Source organism: Aquisalimonas sp. 2447 (assembly GCF_012044895.1).
In the GTDB taxonomy this organism is placed as follows: domain Bacteria; phylum Pseudomonadota; class Gammaproteobacteria; order Nitrococcales; family Aquisalimonadaceae; genus Aquisalimonas.
The window spans coordinates 3898036-3916706 of sequence record NZ_CP050695.1 but is presented as its reverse complement, the minus strand read 5'-3'; the positions used below and the strand labels follow the sequence as shown (position 1 = coordinate 3916706).

Sequence of the window (18671 nt, the reverse complement as noted above, 5' to 3'; positions counted from 1 at the left end):
GCACTCCGCGCCAATTGCTCAGCGTCTCCTTGAGTGCAGTGTCGCGCCCCCGCGGCGTCGACACAACCGGCAGTAACAGTGTGACCAAACACCGCCGTATGGGTTCCGCGGCGCAGCGTGCCCGCGGTGCCTCCCGGGGGTTAGCGTGGGACGGCGAGCCGTGGCATTCTCCGCGTTGATCAAAAGAGGAGAAGTGACTCATGACGGATCTGGACACATTCCGGCGTGACACCCGGGAATGGTTGGAAGCCAACTGTCCTGACAGCATGCGGACGCCCATTACCAGTGACGATGACGCCTGCTGGGGCGGGCGCAAGTGGGTGTTCAAGAGTGAGGACCAGCGCCTGTGGCTGGAGCGCATGGCCGAGCGCGGCTGGACTGCGCCGGACTGGCCCACCGAGTACGGTGGTGGCGGTCTGAACAAGGCGCAGGTAAAGGTCCTGCGCGAGGAGATGGCGCGCATCAGTGCGCGGCCGCCGCTGAACAGTTTCGGTGTGTGGATGATCGGCCCGGCCATCCTCAAGTTTGGCTCGGAGGACCTCAAGCGGCAGCATCTGCCGCCCATCGTCCGGGGCGAGATCCGGTGGTGCCAGGGTTACAGCGAACCCGGGGCCGGTTCCGACCTGGCCGGGCTACAGACCAAGGCCGAGGACAAGGGCGATCACTTCATCGTCAATGGCCAGAAGATCTGGACCTCCTACGCCGACAAGGCCGACTGGATGTTCTGCCTGGTGCGCACCAACCCGGACGTGAAGAAGCAGCAGGGCATCAGCCTGGTGCTGTTCGACATGGAAACGCCGGGCGTTTCCACGCGTCCCATCACCCTGATCTCCGGTAGCTCGCCCTTCTGCGAGACGTTCCTCGACAACGTCCGCGTGGAGAAGGATCAGGTGGTGGGTGAAGTGGACCAGGGCTGGACCATTGCCAAGTACCTGCTGACCCACGAGCGCGAGATGATCGGCGGCTTCGGCCGCACGGCGGCTGGTAGCAAGACTCTGGCCGAGCAGGCGGTGGACGCCATTGGCCTGGAGGACGGCCGCCTGGCCGACGACATGCTGCGCAGCGAGGTTGCCCAGTGGGATCTGGACGCTCGCGCCTTCGAGCTCACCGCCGAGCGGGTGAGCGAGGAGGCCAAGGCCGGTCAGGGTGTGGGCGCGGCGTCGGCCATGCTCAAGTACTACGGCACCGAGCTCAACAAGCGTCGCCAGGAGCTTCTCATGGCCATGAATGGCGGCAACGCCCTGGTCTGGGAAGGCAAGAGCGAGAAGGCCGGCCAGCTGCCGCGCCACTGGCTGCGCTCCAAGGGCAACTCCATCGAGGGCGGCACCTCCGAGGTGCAGCTCAACATCATCGCCAGGAACATCCTCGGGCTCGGGTAACGACGGAAAGGTTAACGGTCATGACGACATTGGTACTGAACGAAGAACAGCAGATGCTCAAGGACTCCGCCCGGGGCTTCCTGCAGGAACGCGCACCGGTGACCGAGATGCGCCGGCTGCGGGATGAGGGCAACCCGGAGGGCTTCTCCCGGGATGTCTGGGCAGCCATGGTAGAGCAGGGCTTCGCCGGCACCTTGATCCCCGAGGAACACGGCGGATTCGCCTTCGGGCATGTGGGCATGGGGCAAATCTTTGAGGAGACGGGACGCACCCTGACCGCCTCGCCGCTACTGTCCACCGCCGTGGTGGGCGCGCTGCTGCTGGAGCGTGCCGGAAACGAGCAGCAGCAGGCGCTGTTGGCCGCTCTCTCCCAGGGTGAGGCGTTAGTGGCGCTGGCAGTGGACGAGTCCGCCCGGCACAACCCGCAGCTCGTCCGCACCCGCGCCGAGCACAACGGCAGCGGGTATACCCTGAATGGTTGCAAGGGCTTCGTGGTGGACGGTCACGTGGCCGATCACCTGATCGTGGTGGCACGCACATCCGGTGACAGTAACCACCGGGAGGGAATCACTCTGTTCCTGGTGGACCCGTCCACCGACGGCGTCGAGGTGGATCCCATCGTTACCGTGGACAGCCGCCGGGTGGCGGAGGTGCGCCTCAACGAGGTGGAAGTGCCCCAGGAGGCCGTGCTGGGCGAGGTGGACCGAGGGTTCAACGTGCTGGAGCCGGTGCTCTGTGCGGCCAACGCGCACCTCGCCGCCGAGTTGCTGGGCCTGACCCTGGAGTCCTTCGAGCGCACCGTCCGCTACATGCAGGAGCGCAAGCAGTTCGGGGTCACCATTGGTTCTTTCCAGGCGCTGCAGCATCGGGCCGCCCACCTGTTCAGCGAGATCGAACTGGTGAAGTCCGCAGTGATCGCGGCCCTGTCGGCCCTGGACGAAGGTGCCGACGATGTGGAGCAGCTGTGTAGCCTGGCCAAGGCCCGGGCCTGCAGTGTCGCCGAGCTGGCCACCAATGAGGGGGTGCAGTTGCACGGCGGCATGGGCATGACCGATGAGTTCGACATCGGCCTGTTCCTCAAGCGTGCCCGCGCCGCACAGCAGACCTTCGGCGACCAGCGCTACCACGCAGCGCGCTTCGCCCGGCTGCGCGGCTACTGAAAACCAGGGGAACCCGGACCGGGAGGAGATCACGTGAGCCACGAATGCTTTGACGTCACCATCGATAACGGGATTGCGCACCTGGTGCTCAAGCGCCCGGAAAAGCGCAACAGCATGATCCCGTCGTTCTGGCGGGAGTTGCCTGACATCGTGCGTGACATTGATGACAACGCCCGCGCGCGGGTGATCGTGATCTCCTCCACCGGGCCGCACTTCACCGCCGGGCTGGACATCAAGGCGTTCCAGTCCATCGCCGCGGCGCCGGATGAGCCCATGGCCGAGCGTCAGGCGGGGCTGCGGTTCCAGAATACCGTGCGCGCCATGCAGGAGACCTTCACCTGCCTGGAGCGCTGCCGGGTGCCGGTGCTGGCGGCCATCCAGGGCGGCTGCATCGGCGGCGGGGTGGATCTGGTGACCGCCTGCGACATGCGCTATGCCACCGACGACGCTTTCATCACCATCCACGAGATCAATATCGGCATGACCGCCGACGTGGGCACGTTCCCGCGCATCTTCAAGCTGATCCCGGAAGGCGTGGCCCGGGAGCTGGCCTACACCGGCCGGCGCATGCCGGCGGCGGAGGCGCAGTCGGTAGGGCTGGTCAACCGCGTCTACCCGGACCAGGACACCATGCTGGCCGAGGTCATGGGCATCGCCCGCGAGATCGCCGCCAAGGCGCCCCTGGCCATCCACGGCACCAAGCGCATGGCGAACTACGCCCGCGATCACTCGGTGGCGGATACCCTGGATTACGTGGGCGTGTGGAATGCCAGCATGCTCCAGCACGCGGAGATCCGCGAGGCCATGCAGGCCAATGCGGAGAAGCGCCCCGGCGAGTTCGCTGATCTGCCGCCGGTGCGACCGCCTCTGGAGGGCCCGGAGTAGGTTCCGGGCTTGACGGTGGACCTGAAGGTCCACCCTACACGGCAGCCCGGACACTGGCTCGCGGCTTGCGCCGCTCCTGCGGGCACGGCATCGCCCGGTTCGGCTGTAGGAGCGGCGCAAGCCGCGACCAACCCGACCTCGAATGCGCGGAAAGAGCAGGAGACACAATGCAGTTCCTCCAACACGGCAGCGGCGTCATCCATTACACCCTCGAAGGCCCTGCCGACGCCCCGGTGCTGATGTTCGCCAACTCCCTGGGTACCGACTTCCGCATGTGGGATTTGGTGGCAGAGCGGTTACGTGACCACTACCGCCTGCTGCGCTACGACATGCGTGGCCACGGTCTTACCTCGGTTCCGTCCGGCCCTTACACCATCGCGGGCCTGGCGGAGGACTGCGTGGCGCTCATGGATGGTCTGGGACTGGACCGGGTGCACTTCTGCGGCCTGTCCATCGGCGGCATGGTCGGGCAGCAGCTGGCCGGAGCCCACGGTGAGCGGCTGCAAAGCGTGATCCTTTGCGACACCACCATGCGCATGCCGGAGCCGGCCATGTGGACAGAGCGTGCCGCCCAGGTCCGCGCCGAGGGATTGGGTGGCCTGGTGGACGGCGCCATGGAGCGCTGGTTCACGCCGGCGTTCCGCACCGGAACCACGGTGGCCGGCATCCGCAACATGTTCCTCCGCACTCCTCCAGAAGGCTATGCGGGCTGCTGCGAGGCCATTGGCACCATGGACCTGGAGCCCATGGTGGACGTCATCGACCGGCCGACGATGGTGGTCGTCGGCGCCGAGGATCCCGGCACGCCGGTGTCCGCCGCCGAGGCCATTGCCGGGCGCATCGATGGCGCCCGGCTGGAAATCGTTTCCGATGCCGCGCATCTGCCGCCGGTGGAGCAACCGCAGGCCGTTGTCCGCCTGCTGAGAGATTTTATCGGCTGAGGCGCGGCAGGTGCCTGGCGCCCCGACTCGATTCGCTCCGGCGGTGCCGGTAGACTCCCCGTTTCGTCGCCTCGGGAGTGAGCCGACGGCGGGTCGTGCCGTTGTCGCCGGAGTTCCATGGATATTCCTCTCAGCCTCACCGAATGGGTCCTGGCCACGCTGGTGATCCTGGGTGGTTCATTGATCCAGGGGGCCATCGGTTTTGGCGTGGCGCTGGTGGGGGCGCCGTTGCTCTACCTCATCCAGCCCGCACTGATCCCCGGGCCCATGCTGTTGGCGGGGATGTGCCTGCCCATGATGATCCTGCTGCGTGACTGGCGCGCCGTGCATTTTCCCGATGCCGGCTGGGCGGTGGTCGGGCAGGTGCCGGGCGCATTGGCCGGTATCGCCGTGCTGGCCGTGATTGCCCAGGATCTGCTCGGTCTGGTCTTCGGCGCCCTGGTGTTGCTGGGCGTCGCCCTTAGCGCCGTGGGCCGGATCGGTCGCCCGCGGCAGCATCATGTATTCATGGCCAGCGGTCTGGCCGGGCTCATGGCGACCACCACGTCCATCGGCGGCCCCCCGCTGGCGCTGGCCTTCCAGCACTATCACGGTGCCCGGCTGCGCGGGACCCTGTCTGCGGTATTCGTGCCAGGGGGCGTGATCATTATCGGCACGCTGGCGGCGTTCGGGCGGTTCGGCGTGCCGGAGCTGCTCATGGGCCTGAGCCTGCTGCCGGGTGTCGCTGTCGGTTTCTGGCTTTCCGGCCGGCTGGCGGCCTGGCTGGATCGCGACTGGTTGCGCCCGGCGTTGCTGGGCGTCTCGGCGGTGGCGGCGGTGGCGGCGATGGTGACCGCGCTGATCGACTGACCTTTCCCGTGCGATCCGGAAACGAAGGGTGCATCTTGATGAACCTTCTGGAGACCGGCCAACCAAGGTGGCTGGATGCGGGGTGATTGCGGTGCATCAAGATGCACCCTACGAGCCAGTGGCCCGGCCCGGAAGCAACGTAGGGCGGACCTTCAGGTCCGCCGTTACCGGGCATACACGCCATGGTGGTTTACCCGAACGCCATCGGCGGACCTGAAAGTCCGCCCTACGGTTGGGCTGGCTACGGCTGGGCCGGCATATCCTCGCCGGTGCATCAAGATGGACTCTGCGAGTCAGTCGCCCTGCGCCAGCCTTCCATCTTCCGCTTCCTTCCCCCATTGCCGGACCACTTCCCGGGCTGCCCGTATCCCCGACTGCCAGGCGCCGTGAACGGTGGCGAAGTCCGTGGGATCGGTGGCTTCGCCGGCGAAGAACAGACGCTCTCCCACCGGCTCGGCCAGCACACGGCGGCTGGCGTGGCCGCCGCCGGGGCGGGCGGCGGAGTAACTGCCCCGGGTCAGTGGGTTATCGGCCCAGCGGGTTCGGGTGTGGGCGATGACCTTGTCCCGCAGGTCGTTGCCAAACGCGCGCGCGAGCCGTTCCAGGGCGAACTCCATCGCCGCTGCGTCGGTCTGCCTGTTCAGCCACTCGGCCAGTGGTCCGCCTGCGTAGCCCACGGCGACGGGATGGCCGGCGGGGCAAAGGTGCAGCCCGAACGCGTGCTCGTCGCCCGGGGCATGGACGATCAGATAGGTGTTCGGCGGGTACGGGAACGGGTTGCTGACAAAGCGCAGGGCGATCTTCTCGGCGATGCCCATGGGCAGGGCGGCCACCGCCTGGCGCTTGCGTTCGGGCAGCAACGGCCGGAATTCGATGGCCCCTGCGGCGAGCACGCCGGTGGACACGGTGACCAGGACAGCGCCGGCGCTGAAGGTGCCGTCATCGGTTCCCACGCGGACCTCCGGCTCCGTGGTGTCCACCCACCGCACCGGGCAGCCGGTCACCACGTCAAGGCCGTTGGCGAGGCGTGTCATGAGGGTGCCGATCCCCTGATGGACGATCCAGTTCTCGCCAGTGTCATCATCGGCGGCGGCTTCGGCACAGGCATAGTCTTCGAGGGCGACGCCGTTGATGGCGGAGATCAGGTAATCCCGCACCGCGCGGTGCGGGGCTTCGGGGTCGAGCATGTCGGCGGCGGACGGATCCCGCCCAGCGCGCCCGGCAGCGCAGAGTGATTCCACGTCCGCCGCAACCCTCTCCCGCAGTCGCCTGGACTCCATGGCGTCCAGGAGCCCGCTCTGGAGATGATAGGCGTTCCAGGGATTGCCGCCGTAGGTGATTTCGTGGATGTCGGCCAGGGGCACCAGGGGGTTGCGGCCGCCGCAGTGAAACCAGGCACACCCCCGGTCGAAGGGCACACCGAGGCTGGTACCATCACTCCACGCTCGCCCGCCGATGCGGTCGCCGGCCTCGATGATCCGGCAGTGGAGACCCTGACGTTGCAGATGTCGGGCCGCGGCAATGCCCGCCGCGCCGGCGCCAACGATGATGACGTCGCTATCAGCCATGGGATGGGCGGCGTCCGATGTGGAGAACTTGCATGACGAGATTCCTGTTGCGCGCAGTATTCACGGCCGGCTTCACGCTGCTGACCTTCGCTGTTGCTGGCGCCGAGGATAACGCAGTGGAGCTTGTAAACGAGCATGGCGGCGCGCTCACCGATGAGGAGCGCGAGGTGGTGGAAGAAGCGCTGTCCACGGATGTGCTGCAACCCGGCGAGTACCGCATCGACGTGGACGTGGAAAGCCGTTCCGCGCGCATCATCGAGGTCGAGCCCGCCCTGGAGCCCGGCGAGTCCGCCCACTAGGCAACGGATCGTTGTCATCGCCCTCTATGCACTGACGCGCCTGGCTTGGTGTTTCTTCAGGCGCGGGCGTGTCTCCCCCGCTCCGCCAGCAGCATGTAGTTCACGCTCAGCGAGGGTGACAGCCACATGCGGCGGGTGAGCGGATTGACCTTCACGCCAGTACGGCGAATGACGCGGATGCCGTCCCGCTGCAGCAGCGTGTCGATTTCCTCCGGGGTGGGAAAGCGCGACCACTGGTGCGTGCCCTTGGGCAGTAGCCGGAAGATGTACTCCGCCCCCAGGATGGCCACCACGTACGACACCGGGTTGCGGTTGATGGTGGCCACGAACGTGTGGCCGCCGGGAGCCACCAGTCGGTTCACCGCCGCCATGAAGGCCGGAAGATCGGCCACGTGTTCCACCACCTCCATGTTCAGCACGACGTCGTAGCGGGCGCCGCGCTCGGTGAGTGCTTCCGCGGTGGTGGTTTCGTAGTCGATGGCGAGCCCCTGTTCGGCGGCATGCAGTCGCGCCACCTGGGTGTTGCTGTCCACCACGTCCACGCCGTGGACGTCGGCGCCCAGCCGTGCCATGGCCTCGCTCAGCAGACCGCCGCCGCAACCGATATCCAGCATGCGCAGGCCGCGCAGGGGCTCCGGGTCCGCGGGGTCCCGGCCGTGCAGTGCTGCCAGCTGGTCGCGGATGTAACCGGTCCGCAGCTCGTTCAGTACGTGTAGCGGCCACAGCTTGCCGTCACGCTGCCACCACATGTCCGCCAGCGCGCGGTAGCGTTCCACCTCGGCGGGATCGACGGTGGCATCGAATCGGTCGGCGTCAGCGTTGGCTGTCATGGTCGTATCGCTCTGTCATCGGCGTCAGCATTATTGTATATGGATTGTACAAATAAGAAATAATTCCCTGCAGGTCGCCAACTTGACCCTCCCGCCCCCCTCACCTAAGGTGCCGTGTTCCGCAGGTGTCTCGCAGCCAGACCGGTTGCGAGGAGAATCGGGAAGCCGGTGCGCGATCTCCATCGCAAGTCCGGCGCTGCCCCCGCAACGGTAGGTGGACAGGGCGGATGATCGACGCCACTGGCTGCGCCCCACGGCGCGCCGGGAAGGCAGTCCGCCGGGAGTGCAACGCGCCCCCATCCACGAGCCCGGAGACCGGCCTGCAGGAGCCTGGAACCGCGGGGTGCGGTGGAACCGGGTCAAGCGCGCCGGACCTGCCGAAGCCGTTGACACCTGATTCCCCCTTGCCTGCCCCGGTTCCCCTGACCAGGAACGTGCCGGTGACGGACAATCATCACGCAACCACGACCAGCGCCACCATGCGCCCGGAGAGCCGGGAGTCGGCCGGTGCCCTGCGCACCGGTCTGAGTACCGGCGTGTGCGCCACCGCCGCCGCGGTGGCCGCGGCGCGCCTGGCGCTGGGTCAAGCCGCCGGAGCGGCCACGGGAGTGGTGCTGCCGCGCGGCCAGACGGTGGAGCTCACGCTCAACGATGCCACCGCCATTGCCGATGGCGCCCTGGCCGGTGTGATCAAGGACGGCGGCGACGATCCCGATGCCACCCACGGCGCCCGGGTCTGGGCGCATGTGCGCCTGCGCGCCGCGGTGGGCGTGGTCTTTCACGCCGGCGACGGCGTGGGCACGGTCACCCGCTCCGGTCTGCCGGTGCCCGTGGGCGAGCCGGCCATCAATCCGGTGCCGCGCCGGATGATCACCGATCACCTGCTGGAGTGCGCAACCGGTGCCGACTACGCCGGCGGTTTCGACGTAACAGTGGGCGTGGACGACGGTGAAAGGATTGCCCAGCGCACCATGAACGGCCGGCTCGGTATCCAGGGCGGGCTGTCGATCCTGGGCACCACCGGCATCGTCCGGCCGTTCTCCTGCGCCGCCTACATCGCCTCCATCCACCAGTCCGTGGACGTGGCCCGCGCCAACGGCATTGAACACGTGGCGTGCTGCACCGGCGGCTCCAGTGAAGCGCTGGCGCGGGAGCGCTACGGCCTGGACGACATGGCCCTGATCGAGATGGGCGATCTCATCGGCGGCGTGCTCAAGTACATCCGCCACCACCCCCTGTCCCGGGTCACCCTGGCCGGCGGTTTCGGCAAGTTGAGCAAATTCGCCGCCGGCCACGCGGACACCCACAGCCGCAAGTGCAGTATCGACCTGGACGGCCTCGCCGACGAGGCCGGGGCCCTGGGGGCAGCCGCCGAGCTGCAGGCACGCATGCGCGCCTGCAATACCAGCATCGAGGCCCTGGCGCTGTGCCGGGAGACGGGCATCCCGCTGGGGGACCGCATCTGCGCCCGCGCCTTCGATCAGGCACGCCGCCGTCTGCCCGACGACATCGCCCTGGACGTGTGCGCCGTGGACCGCGGTGGGCGCCTGGTGGGCACGGCGGAACAGGGAGTCACATGAGCACACCGGCACTGCACATGGAAGGGCTCGCCAAGCGCTACGCCAGCGGCCGCGTCGGGCTCGATGGCGTGGATCTCCAAGTGCGGGCGGGCGCGTTCTTCGGCCTGCTGGGCCCCAACGGCGCCGGCAAGACCACGCTGATCGGGCTGCTGAGTTCGCTGGTGCGCCTGGAGCGGGGTCGCATCCGGGTGTTCGGCCACGACCTGGCGCGGGAGCCGGTCGCCGCCCGGCGACGAATCGGGCTGGTGCCCCAGGAGGTGAACTTCAATAGTTTCGAGCCCGTGGGCGAGATCGTCGCCAGCCAGGCGGCCTACTACGGCCTCTCCCCCCGCCGCGCCCGGCAGCGCACCCAGGCGGTGCTGGAGCTCCTGGGGCTGGCGGACCGGGCGCGGCAGACCGCCTGGGGGCTCTCTGGCGGCTTCAAGCGGCGGCTGATGATCGCCCGGGCGCTGGTCCACGAACCCCGTCTGCTGCTGCTGGACGAGCCCACCGCCGGCGTCGACGTGGAGGCGCGCCACACCCTGTGGGAGCTGCTGCGCGGGCTCAACGCCGCCGGCACCACCGTGCTGCTTACCACCCACTACCTGGAAGAAGCGGAGCAGCTCTGCGATGACCTGGCGTTCATCGACGGCGGGCGCATCGCCGCGCGCGGCACGCCCGCGGAACTGCTCCAGGGCCTGGATCACGACACCCTGGTGCTGGACCTCGCCGCCGATCACCCGCGCCCGCCGGATCTTGGCGGTATCACGGTGCGGCAGGTGGACCCGCGCACCCTGGAGGTGGACGTGCCCCGGGGCCAACCCCTCAACGGTCTCTTCGCCGAGCTCAGCGCCCAGGGACTGGCGGTGGCGAGCCTTCGCAACAAGACCAATCGCCTGGAGCAGCTCTTCCTGGAGCGGGTCCGCGGCGGCACGCAGGGGGCGTCATGAGTGCGGCCGGGTACTGGTTCGGCTACCGGGGCATGGTGGTCAAGCAGCTGCGGCGTTTCCTGCGCACCTGGGTGCAGACCCTGCTGCCCTCGGTGGTGACGGCGATGCTGTTCCTGGTGGTGCTGGGGGAGCTGGTGGGCCGGGAGATCGGCACCATGGGCGGTGTCGGCTACACCGAGTTCCTCATGCCCGGGCTGGTCATGCTGGCGGTGGTCACCAACGCCTACAACAATGTCACCCTGTCCTTCTTCGGCGCCAAGCTGCAGCGCCATATCGAGGAGCTGCTGGTGGCGCCCATGCCCGCCTGGCTCATCGTTGCCGGCTTCGTCACCGGCGGTGTGCTGCGTGGGCTGCTGGTGGGGCTGCTGGTGGCCGCCCTGGCCCTGCCGCTCACCGGGCTGCAGCTGCATCACCCGGGTGCCACGCTGGGCCTGGCGTTGCTGGCCGCCCTGCTGTTCGCGTTCGCCGGGCTGATCAACGGCATCTTCGCCCGCACCTTCGATCACACCTCGGTGGTGGCCACCTTCGTGCTCACGCCGCTGATCTACCTGGGCGGTCTGTTCTACCCGGTGGAGCGCCTGGCCGAGCCGTGGCAGAGCCTGTCCCTGGCCAACCCCATGTACTACCTCATCGACGGTTTCCGCCATGGGCTGCTGGGTAGCGGGGCACTGCCCTGGACGACCACGTTCACCATGCTGGGCCTGGCCACGGTGATCACCGGGGCCGTGGCCTGGGCGCTGGTGGCGCGCGGGACACGGGTGAAGCCATGACGCGGACACGGAGTCATGACACGCCGCAACAGCCGCAGGTGCGGGGTGCCTGCCCCGGCGTGGCGGCACCCATGACCAGCGGCGACGGGTTGCTGCTGCGGGTGCGCCATCCCGTCGGCGGGCTGACCCTCGAACAGGCCGAAGCCCTTGCCGCGGCGGCAGAGCGCCACGGCAATGGCCGGCTGGAACTGACCTCCCGCGGCAACCTGCAGCTTCGGGGCGTCACCCGGACAACCCTGACCGACGCCCAGACCGCCTTGATCCGTGCCGGCGTGGCGGATGCGGACCCGGAGCGCGAGGCGGTGCGCAATGTCCTCGCCGCCCCGGTCACCGATCTGGACCCAACGGCGGTGGCCGATGGCGCCCCCGTGGCCCGGGCCGTGGCGGATGCAGTGGCCGACCATCCGCGACTGCGCGGTCTGCCGCCCAAGACCGGAATCGTGGTCGATGGCGGCGGCACCCTGGGTGTCCCGGATGTCTACGCCGACGTGCGCCTGGACGCCGTGCCGGTGGCGCAGGGGGTTGCCTGGCGCGTTGGCCTGGCAGGGCGTGCGGCGGATGCCCGACCGGTGGGCACGATCGGCCCGCAGGATACGGCTGCAGCTGTCGTTGCGCTGCTGGAGGCGCTTGTCGACCTGGCCGGGGAAGGGCAACCGCCGCGCATGGCTACGGCACTGCTGGAGCGGGGCGAGGCGCCGTTCCGCCGCGCGCTGGCGCCATGGTCCGGCGATGTCGTTGCCCCGGAACCGGGCGACCGCCAGGCGCCGCGGGCCGCGGATGGCTGGCTGCAGGCGGAATTCCCGTTCGGCGCCCTGGAGGCCTGGCAGCTCCGGGGACTGGCGGTGCTGGCTCGTGAGCGACGCCTGGCGCCGGAGACGCCACCGACGCTCCGCCTGACCCCCTGGCGCAGTGTGCTCATCACCGGGATGGAGCCGGCCGCCGTCACCGCCTTGGGCGAGCTGGGCGCGATCACCGATGCCGCCGACCCCCGCCGCGGGCTGGGCGCCTGCGTTGGCGCACCCGGCTGCGCCTCGGCCACCACCGCTACCCGCGACGACGCCCTGGCGCTCGAGGCCGTGGCGCCGACCCTGCTGGCGGCCGGGGAGCGGGTGCATGTCTCCGGCTGCGGCAAGGGCTGCGGGGCGCCGGCACACGCGGGAGTGACCCTGGTGGCGGATGCCGGTTACTACGCCATGACCCTGACCGGGGGCGTGGCGCACGCCCCGGATTGGCCGCCCGCGCCGCCGGCCACGGTCCGCCGGCGGGTGGCGGCGCTGGACACCCTGTTTGCCCGGGAACGGCATGCGCCCCGGGAGTCCCTGGACGCATTCATCAGTCGCCTGGGCCGCGAGAGCGTGGTCCGGCGCGTGGAGGAGGAAACAACGCGTGTCTGAACTCGATTACATCCGCGACGGCCAGGCGATCTATCGCCAGTCCTTCGCCATCATCCAGGCGGAGGCGGACCTGGCGCGGTTTCCCGCAACCCTGCTGCCGGCGGTGGTGCGCATGATCCATGCCTGCGGCATGACCGACCTGGCCGCCGACGTGGGCTTCTCCACGGGCGTGGGTGATGCCGCAAGGCGGGCCCTTGCCGCCGGCGCGCCGATCCTCTGCGACAGCCAGATGGTGGCCCACGGCATCACCCGCGCGCGGCTGCCGGTGGACAACCGGGTGGTCTGCACCCTGCGCGACGAGGGCGTGCCGGCCCTGGCGGAGCAACTGGGCAACACCCGTTCCGCGGCGGCCATGGAGCTGTGGCGCGAGGATCTGGCGGGCGCGGTGGTGGCCATCGGCAACGCGCCGACGTCGCTGTTTCGTCTGCTGGAGATGCTGGATGCCGGTGCGCCGCGCCCGGCCGCGGTGCTGGGCATGCCCGTTGGCTTCGTCGGCGCGGTGGAGAGCAAGGAGTCCCTGGCGGCGTACGCGGCGGATCTCGACTACCTGACGGTGTTCGGCCGTCGCGGCGGCAGCGCCATGGCCGCCGCGGCGGTGAACGCCCTGGCAACGGAGCGGTGGTGACGCCATGGCGACAGAGACAGCAATCGAGGGCGGCCGGCTCTACGGCATCGGCACCGGCCCGGGCGACCCGGAACTCATCACCCTCAAGGCGGCGCGACTGATCGCCGCCGCCGACGTGGTGGCGTACTTCTGCAAACGGGGCAAGCGCGGCAACGCCCGCGAGATCGCCGACGCCCACATCGGCGCGGCGCAGCGCGAGGAGCCCATGGTCTATCCGGTGACCACGGAGCTGCCGCACACCTCCCAGGAGTACCGGGACCGGATCGAAGGCTTTTTCGACGCTGCCGCCGAGATGCTGGCCGGCCACCTGCAGGCGGGCCGGTCGGTGGTGGTGCTGAACGAGGGTGATCCCTTCTTCTACGGCTCGTTCATGCACGTCTACCTGCGGCTCAAGGACCAGTTCCCGTCCACGGTGATCCCCGGCGTGGCCTCGGTGATGAGCAGCGCGGCCCTGTTGCCGACACCGCTGACCATGCGCGATGACGTGCTCTCGGTGATCCCCGGCACGCTGCCTGATACGGCCCTGCGGGCGCGCCTGGACGGCGCCGACGCGGCGGTGATCATGAAGGTGGGGAGCAACCTGGAGCGCATCGTCGGGGTGCTGGAGACCCTCGGCATGAGCGAGCGTGCCTGGTACGTGGAGCGCTCCAGCATGGACGCCGAGCGGTTCTGCCCCCTGAGCGAGGCGGCCGTGGACAAGGCGCCGTACTTTTCCATGATCGTGGTGCCCGGCACCGGGGAGCGACGATGAGCGCGGGCTGGCTGCGCGTGGTCGGCAACGGGCCCGCCGGGCCCGACTGGGTGACGCCGGAGACGACGGCCACCCTGGCGCAGGCCACGGATCTGGTGGGCTACGGTCCCTATCTGACGCGGGTGGATAACCCCGGGGCGCGGCACCACGCCTCGGACAACCGCGAGGAGCTGGCGCGGGCGCAGCATGCCCTGGACATGGCGCGGGACGGCGGTCGGGTTGTCGTGGTCTCCGGCGGCGACCCCGGGGTGTTCGCCATGGCCGCGGCGGTGATGGAGGCGCTGGACGCCGATGATGAAGGACGCTGGGCCACCGTGGACGTGACGGTGGAGCCGGGTGTCTCCGCCATGCAGGCCGCCGCCGCACGCCTGGGCGCACCGCTGGGCAACGATTTCTGTGTCATGTCCCTGTCCGACAACCTCAAGCCATGGGCGCTGGTGGAACGGCGCCTGCGCCTGGCCGCGGAGGGGGACTTCGCCATCGCCCTCTACAACCCCATCTCCAGGGCTCGTCCCTGGCAGCTCGGCGCCGCCCTGGACGTGCTGCGCACGGTGCACGCACCGGCGACGCCGGTGATCCTGGCCAAGGCCGTGGGGCGCGGCGGGGACGAGTCCGTCCGCATCACCACCCTGGCGGACGCCGACCCCCGGGACGCCGACATGCGCACCCTGGTGCTGGTGGGCGCGTCCACCACGCGCGCGTTCCGGCACGGCGGCGTCACCCGGGTGTACACGCCGCGCTCCTATCCGGAGGTGGCGGGATCATGAAGGTATCTGCGCGCCGACGGACAGAGGGCACACACCGCGCAGCCCTACGTAGGGTGCATCTTGATGCACCGCGAACCCCGCGTAGGGTGGACCTTCAGGTCCACCTTCCACAGACATGCAAGCCACGGTGGCGCATCGACGCCGAATCGGTGGACCTGAAGGTCCACCCTGCGTCGACGCTTTTCTCGGCATCGAACAAGGCCCCATCGGTGCATCAAGATGCACCCTACGGGGGGTACGTCCTCGCCGCCGGCATCATGGATACGCCGGCCCCCACCCGGCGACGTGCACCGGCGCCGTCACCGCGCACCCGGGCGGCCATCGCCGCCACCCCAAGCACCCCCGCCAGGCCGACGCCCCCCGTAGGGTGCATCTTGATGCACCGCCAACCCCTCGTAGGGTGGACCTTCAGGTCCACCGATTCGGCATCGGTGCACCGCCATCGGCCTCGAACAACGCACCATCGGGGTATCAGTACCGCCCCGACGAGCCTAACCATGCCCCTCCAGCCACCGCACCACGTCGGCCGCCTCGCTGAATGCCGGCACCCCCTGCGGCTCCGGTGGACGCTGCACCATGACCACTGGAATGCCCCGCGCCCGAGCCGCGCCCAGCTTGGCGCAGGTGGCGTCACCGCCGCTGGCCTTGGAGACCATCACGTCGATGCCGTGGGCGTCCAGCAGGGCGGTCTCCTCGTCCAGTCGGAACGGCCCGCGCGCCTGCAGGTAGACCGCATCGGGCAGCGCCGGCGGCGGCTCCGGCGGGTCGATGGTCCGGATCACGTAATGCTTGTCCGGTGTACGCTGGAAGGCGGCGAGCCCCTGGCGGCCGGTGGTGACCAGCACCCGGTGGCCGAGCTCGCGCAGCGTATCGGCGGCGGCCTCCAGGTCGGGCACGGGCAGCCAGTGGTCGTCCGGCCTGGGCTGCCACTCCGGGCGCCGCAGGATGGCCAGGGGAATCTCCGTCGCCCGGGCGGCGGCCACGGCGTTGGCCGTCATCGTGGCGGCGAAGGGGTGGGTGGCGTCCACCAGGGCGTCGATGCGCGCCTCCCGCAGATACTGCGCCAGCCCGTCGACCCCGCCGAAGCCGCCGATGCGGTGCGGCAGGTCCGGAACCTCCGGCGCCCTGGTGCGGCCGGCCAGGGACACCTGGGCCTGGATGGTCGGGTGGTCGTCCAGTTGCCGAGCCAGGCTGGTGGCCTCACTGGTGCCGGCGAGGATGAGGACCTGCATGGTCGTGCTCCGTTGTCCGGGGCGGGCTCCCCGCGTGGCGGTCGGTCGCGGCAACAGCGTCTGCCGCGCAGACAACTCCCCGCCCCTGTGGGAGCGACGTCAGTCGCGACATTCGTGCATCGAGACAGACTCGTCGCTCCCACATTGGGGGGTTCGCGCTTCGGGAGGCATCATGTCTGACGTGACCCCCTGGCTCACCATTATCGGCATCGGCGAGGACGGCGTCGACGGCCTCCCGCGGGCGGCGCGGGACGCCCTCGCTGCCGCCGATACCGTCTTCGGCGGCGAGCGCCATCTGGGACTAATCCCGGCACATCCCGGCCAGGAGCGCATCGCCTGGCCGTCGCCACTGGACCGGGCCCTGCCATGGGTCACTGCCCGCCGCGGTCGGCCCACCTGTGTGCTCGCCAGCGGCGATCCCTTCTGGTACGGCATCGGCGCGACCCTGGCCCACCACGTCGAGCCGCAGGAAATCAGCGTCCACCCCGCGCCGTCGGCATTTACCCTGGCCGCCGCCCGCATGGGCTGGCCGCTGCAGCAGGTGCGCTGTCTGTCCGTGCACGGCCGCGCGCTGGACCGGGTGCGCCCGTGGCTCCACGACGGCGCGCGGTTGCTGCTCCTGAGCTGGGACGGCAGCACCGCGGCGGCGCTGGCCGGTCTGTTGCGGGAGGTGGGCTTCGGGGCGTCGGGGCTCACCGTGCTGTCGCACATGGGTGGCCCGAACGAGCAACACCGTCAGACCACCGCCCAGCAGTGGGCGGACGAGCAGACCGCTGACCTGAACACCATTGCCGTGGATTGTCGCGCTGGCGCCGGTGCGCGGGTGATCGCGGCGACCGCCGGCCGGCGGGATGACCTGTTCGCCCACGACGGCCAGATCACCAAGCGCGAGGTCCGTGCCGCCACCCTGGCCGCACTGGCGCCGGGGCGCGGTGAAGTACTCTGGGACGTGGGCGCCGGCTCCGGTGCCATCGCCATCGAGTGGATGCTGGCGGACCCCGCCAATCGTGCCGTGGCGGTGGAGCGCGACCATGCCCGTAGCGCCCTCGTTTCCGACAACGCCCGGACCTGCGGCGTGCCGGATCTCCAGTGCGTCACCGGCGCCGCACCGGATGCGTTGGCCGATCTCCCGCAGCCGCACGCGGTCTTCATCGGCGGCGGGCTGACCACGCCGGGCCTGCTGGAGCGCTGCCGTGAGGCCCTGCCGCCCGGCGGGCGACTGGTGGCCAACAGCGTCACCGTGGAGGGCGAGGCGGTGCTGGCGCGGGCGGCGGCGCAGTGGGGCGGTGAGCTCTCGCGGCTTGCTGTCAGCCGTGCGGAACCCTTGGGCGGATTCACCGGCTGGCAGCCCCTGCGGCCGGTGACCATCTGGGCGCTGGAGGTGGCGTGATCGCGCTGGGGGTCGGGTTCGGTAGCCGCTGTGACGAGGATGCGCTGGCGGAACTCGTCGCGGCCGTCCTCGCCGAGCTGGCGGCCGAGCACGACGTCTCCCCGCAAGGCGGCCTGCTCGCCACCGCCGCCCGCAAGTCCCGGAGCGGTCTGTTGGAGCCCGTCGCCGAGCGCCTGTCCCTGACGCCCGTGTACGCGGACGAGCAGGCCCTGGAGGCGTTGCAGTACGCCGTGCCCGGCCATTCCGCCAGGGCCCGGCGGGCGGTGGGTCTTGGTTCCGTGGCCGAGGCGGCGGCCATGGCCGTCCTGGGCGGTGATCGCCGCCTGATCGTCCCGAAGCGGCGCGGGGCCCTCGCCACCTGCGCCGCCGCCATCGGATCAGCAAGGAGGTGTTCATGACCGTCCATTTCGTCGGTGCCGGTCCTGGTGCCCCCGATCTGCTTACCCTGCGTGGTCGCGATCGCATTGCCGCCTGCGCGGTCTGTCTGTACGCGGGCTCCCTGGTGCCCGAGGAAATCCTGGCCCACGCGCCGGCGGAAGCGCGCCTGGTGAACACGGCGCCCATGACCCTGGACGCGATCATGGACGAGATCACCGCCGCCCACGCCCGGGGCCTGGACGTGGCGCGGCTGCACTCGGGGGACCTCTCCGTCTACAGCGCCGTGGCCGAGCAGTTGCGCCGGCTGGACGCCGCCGGCATCGACTACACGTTGACGCCGGGGGTGCCCGCCTTCTCCGCGGCGGCGGCGACACTGGGCTGTGAACTCACGGTCCCGGAAGTGGCCCAATCCCTGGTGCTCACGCGCACCCAGGGGCGGGCGTCGTCCATGCCGCCGAAGGAGACGCTGGAGGCGTTCGCCGCGACCGGGACCACCTTGGCCCTACACCTGTCCCTGCACGTCCTGGAGGACGTGGCGACGCGGCTAACGCCCTGGTACGGCGCCGACTGCCCGGCGGCGGTGGTCCTGCGGGCGAGCTGGCCGGACGAGACCGTGATCCGTGCGCCGCTGAGCGAGTTGGTGGAGGCGACGGCGTCGCTCACCATGCGGCGCAGTGCCCTGATCCTGGTGGGACCGGCCCTGGGGGCCACCGGCTTCCGCGAGAGTGCCTTGTATGACCCGAAGCACGTCCGCCGGTACCGCGGGCTGGACGAGGGACCGTAGGGTGCTGATGCACCGCGACGGCCCTGGATCGAATCACCCTGGTTGGCTGGCGTCGGGAAGGTGCATCAAGATGCACCCTACGGCTACTGTTAGGGTCTGGTACGGGAGTTCTGCTAATCTGACAAATCATGTATCTCACCGGCCTGTTATCATGGCCGGA

Annotated in this window: 19 protein-coding genes and 1 riboswitch; of the genes, 16 read left to right on the top strand and 3 right to left on the bottom strand. The window is 69.8% G+C overall.

All coding sequences use genetic code 11. From position 1 onward, the window contains the following. Positions 1-200 precede the first annotated feature (200 nt). From KU884_RS18565 to KU884_RS18545, 5 genes are all read left to right on the top strand, one after another. Entirely contained in the window at positions 201-1379 is a 1179-nt protein-coding gene (locus KU884_RS18565) for an acyl-CoA dehydrogenase family protein (RefSeq protein ID WP_167784008.1), read from the top strand. A gap of 20 nt (positions 1380-1399) precedes the next feature. Next, on the top strand, positions 1400-2539 hold the full coding sequence (locus KU884_RS18560) for an acyl-CoA dehydrogenase family protein (protein ID WP_167784007.1): 1140 nt from the start codon (positions 1400-1402) through the stop codon (positions 2537-2539). 33 nt (positions 2540-2572) lie between these two features. Next, positions 2573-3424 carry a crotonase/enoyl-CoA hydratase family protein gene (locus KU884_RS18555; protein WP_167784006.1) on the top strand — a complete coding sequence of 284 codons (852 nt, stop codon included), beginning with the start codon at positions 2573-2575 and terminating at the stop codon, positions 3422-3424. 167 nt (positions 3425-3591) lie between these two features. Further along, positions 3592-4365 carry a 3-oxoadipate enol-lactonase gene (gene pcaD, locus KU884_RS18550; RefSeq protein ID WP_167784005.1) on the top strand — a complete coding sequence of 258 codons (774 nt, stop codon included), beginning with the start codon at positions 3592-3594 and terminating at the stop codon, positions 4363-4365. A gap of 117 nt (positions 4366-4482) precedes the next feature. Next, positions 4483-5214 carry a sulfite exporter TauE/SafE family protein gene (locus tag KU884_RS18545; RefSeq protein WP_167784004.1) on the top strand — a complete coding sequence of 244 codons (732 nt, stop codon included), beginning with the start codon at positions 4483-4485 and terminating at the stop codon, positions 5212-5214. 293 nt (positions 5215-5507) lie between these two features. On the opposite strand, the gene KU884_RS18540 is transcribed toward KU884_RS18545, so the two are convergent. Continuing rightward, positions 5508-6782 carry an NAD(P)/FAD-dependent oxidoreductase gene (locus KU884_RS18540; RefSeq protein ID WP_167784003.1) on the bottom strand — a complete coding sequence of 425 codons (1275 nt, stop codon included), beginning with the start codon at positions 6780-6782 and terminating at the stop codon, positions 5508-5510. Between the two features lie 32 nt (positions 6783-6814). On the opposite strand from KU884_RS18540, the gene KU884_RS18535 reads away from it, so the two are divergent. Continuing rightward, positions 6815-7081 (top strand): hypothetical protein, encoded by a 267-nt coding sequence (locus tag KU884_RS18535; protein WP_167784002.1) that lies wholly within the window; start codon positions 6815-6817, stop codon positions 7079-7081. 56 nt (positions 7082-7137) lie between these two features. Here the strand turns inward: KU884_RS18535 and ubiG are convergent, their stop codons facing one another. Beyond that, entirely contained in the window at positions 7138-7911 is a 774-nt protein-coding gene (gene ubiG / locus KU884_RS18530; protein ID WP_167784001.1) for a bifunctional 2-polyprenyl-6-hydroxyphenol methylase/3-demethylubiquinol 3-O-methyltransferase UbiG, read from the bottom strand. Positions 7912-8017: 106 nt separating this feature from the next. Beyond that, a riboswitch (cobalamin riboswitch) is annotated at positions 8018-8250 on the top strand. A 140-nt stretch (positions 8251-8390) separates the two neighbouring features. Between ubiG and KU884_RS18525 the strand changes: the two genes are divergently transcribed. Genes KU884_RS18525 through cobJ form a run of 7 tightly spaced genes read left to right on the top strand, consistent with a single transcriptional unit; the run spans position 8391 to position 14727 of the window. Then, positions 8391-9491, top strand: a complete 1101-nt coding sequence (locus tag KU884_RS18525; protein WP_167784346.1) for a cobalt-precorrin-5B (C(1))-methyltransferase — start codon at positions 8391-8393, stop codon at positions 9489-9491. Next, complete coding sequence (locus tag KU884_RS18520) at positions 9488-10420, top strand: ABC transporter ATP-binding protein (protein ID WP_167784000.1); 933 nt, start codon at positions 9488-9490, stop codon at positions 10418-10420. Before KU884_RS18525 ends, KU884_RS18520 begins: the two co-directional genes overlap by 4 nt. 32 nt (positions 10421-10452) lie before the next feature. Next, the gene (locus KU884_RS18515) at positions 10453-11190 is read left to right on the top strand and encodes an ABC transporter permease (RefSeq protein WP_254432281.1); all 738 of its coding nucleotides are present in this window, start codon (positions 10453-10455) and stop codon (positions 11188-11190) included. Next, positions 11187-12584, top strand: coding sequence for a precorrin-3B synthase (cobG, locus tag KU884_RS18510; protein ID WP_167783998.1), 1398 nt, complete (start codon positions 11187-11189; stop codon positions 12582-12584). Before KU884_RS18515 ends, cobG begins: the two co-directional genes overlap by 4 nt. Continuing rightward, complete coding sequence (locus KU884_RS18505; protein WP_254432120.1) at positions 12577-13209, top strand: precorrin-8X methylmutase; 633 nt, start codon at positions 12577-12579, stop codon at positions 13207-13209. The genes cobG and KU884_RS18505 overlap by 8 nt, the downstream gene beginning before the upstream one ends. A 4-nt stretch (positions 13210-13213) precedes the next feature. Continuing rightward, entirely contained in the window at positions 13214-13960 is a 747-nt protein-coding gene (locus KU884_RS18500; RefSeq protein ID WP_167783996.1) for a precorrin-2 C(20)-methyltransferase, read from the top strand. Next, positions 13957-14727, top strand: a complete 771-nt coding sequence (gene cobJ, locus KU884_RS18495) for a precorrin-3B C(17)-methyltransferase (protein WP_167783995.1) — start codon at positions 13957-13959, stop codon at positions 14725-14727. The genes KU884_RS18500 and cobJ overlap by 4 nt, the downstream gene beginning before the upstream one ends. A 491-nt stretch (positions 14728-15218) precedes the next feature. Here the strand turns inward: cobJ and KU884_RS18490 are convergent, their stop codons facing one another. Further along, a complete protein-coding gene (locus tag KU884_RS18490) occupies positions 15219-15959 on the bottom strand; it encodes a cobalt-precorrin-6A reductase (protein WP_167783994.1) in 741 nt (246 codons plus the stop codon). A gap of 172 nt (positions 15960-16131) precedes the next feature. Between KU884_RS18490 and cbiE the strand changes: the two genes are divergently transcribed. The 3 genes from cbiE to cobM are packed head-to-tail and all read left to right on the top strand — an operon-like array spanning position 16132 to position 18511. Then, complete coding sequence (gene cbiE, locus KU884_RS18485; RefSeq protein ID WP_167783993.1) at positions 16132-17349, top strand: precorrin-6y C5,15-methyltransferase (decarboxylating) subunit CbiE; 1218 nt, start codon at positions 16132-16134, stop codon at positions 17347-17349. Next, complete coding sequence (locus KU884_RS18480) at positions 17346-17747, top strand: cobalamin biosynthesis protein (RefSeq protein WP_167783992.1); 402 nt, start codon at positions 17346-17348, stop codon at positions 17745-17747. The genes cbiE and KU884_RS18480 overlap by 4 nt, the downstream gene beginning before the upstream one ends. Beyond that, a complete protein-coding gene (gene cobM, locus KU884_RS18475; RefSeq protein WP_167783991.1) occupies positions 17744-18511 on the top strand; it encodes a precorrin-4 C(11)-methyltransferase in 768 nt (255 codons plus the stop codon). Before KU884_RS18480 ends, cobM begins: the two co-directional genes overlap by 4 nt. Positions 18512-18671 lie beyond the last annotated feature (160 nt).

Coding starts and splice junctions, on each gene's coding strand:
- ubiG (WP_167784001.1), bottom strand. CDS start 7,911: ATGACAGCCAACGCTGACGCCGACCGATTCGATGCCACCGTCGATCCC.
- cobM (WP_167783991.1), top strand. CDS start 17,744: ATGACCGTCCATTTCGTCGGTGCCGGTCCTGGTGCCCCCGATCTGCTT.
- KU884_RS18565 (WP_167784008.1), top strand. CDS start 201: ATGACGGATCTGGACACATTCCGGCGTGACACCCGGGAATGGTTGGAA.
- cobG (WP_167783998.1), top strand. CDS start 11,187: ATGACGCGGACACGGAGTCATGACACGCCGCAACAGCCGCAGGTGCGG.
- cbiE (WP_167783993.1), top strand. CDS start 16,132: ATGTCTGACGTGACCCCCTGGCTCACCATTATCGGCATCGGCGAGGAC.
- KU884_RS18540 (WP_167784003.1), bottom strand. CDS start 6,782: ATGGCTGATAGCGACGTCATCATCGTTGGCGCCGGCGCGGCGGGCATT.
- pcaD (WP_167784005.1), top strand. CDS start 3,592: ATGCAGTTCCTCCAACACGGCAGCGGCGTCATCCATTACACCCTCGAA.
- KU884_RS18500 (WP_167783996.1), top strand. CDS start 13,214: ATGGCGACAGAGACAGCAATCGAGGGCGGCCGGCTCTACGGCATCGGC.
- KU884_RS18535 (WP_167784002.1), top strand. CDS start 6,815: ATGACGAGATTCCTGTTGCGCGCAGTATTCACGGCCGGCTTCACGCTG.
- KU884_RS18545 (WP_167784004.1), top strand. CDS start 4,483: ATGGATATTCCTCTCAGCCTCACCGAATGGGTCCTGGCCACGCTGGTG.
- KU884_RS18520 (WP_167784000.1), top strand. CDS start 9,488: ATGAGCACACCGGCACTGCACATGGAAGGGCTCGCCAAGCGCTACGCC.
- KU884_RS18560 (WP_167784007.1), top strand. CDS start 1,400: ATGACGACATTGGTACTGAACGAAGAACAGCAGATGCTCAAGGACTCC.
- KU884_RS18490 (WP_167783994.1), bottom strand. CDS start 15,959: ATGCAGGTCCTCATCCTCGCCGGCACCAGTGAGGCCACCAGCCTGGCT.
- cobJ (WP_167783995.1), top strand. CDS start 13,957: ATGAGCGCGGGCTGGCTGCGCGTGGTCGGCAACGGGCCCGCCGGGCCC.
- KU884_RS18525 (WP_167784346.1), top strand. CDS start 8,391: ATGCGCCCGGAGAGCCGGGAGTCGGCCGGTGCCCTGCGCACCGGTCTG.
- KU884_RS18515 (WP_254432281.1), top strand. CDS start 10,453: ATGGTGGTCAAGCAGCTGCGGCGTTTCCTGCGCACCTGGGTGCAGACC.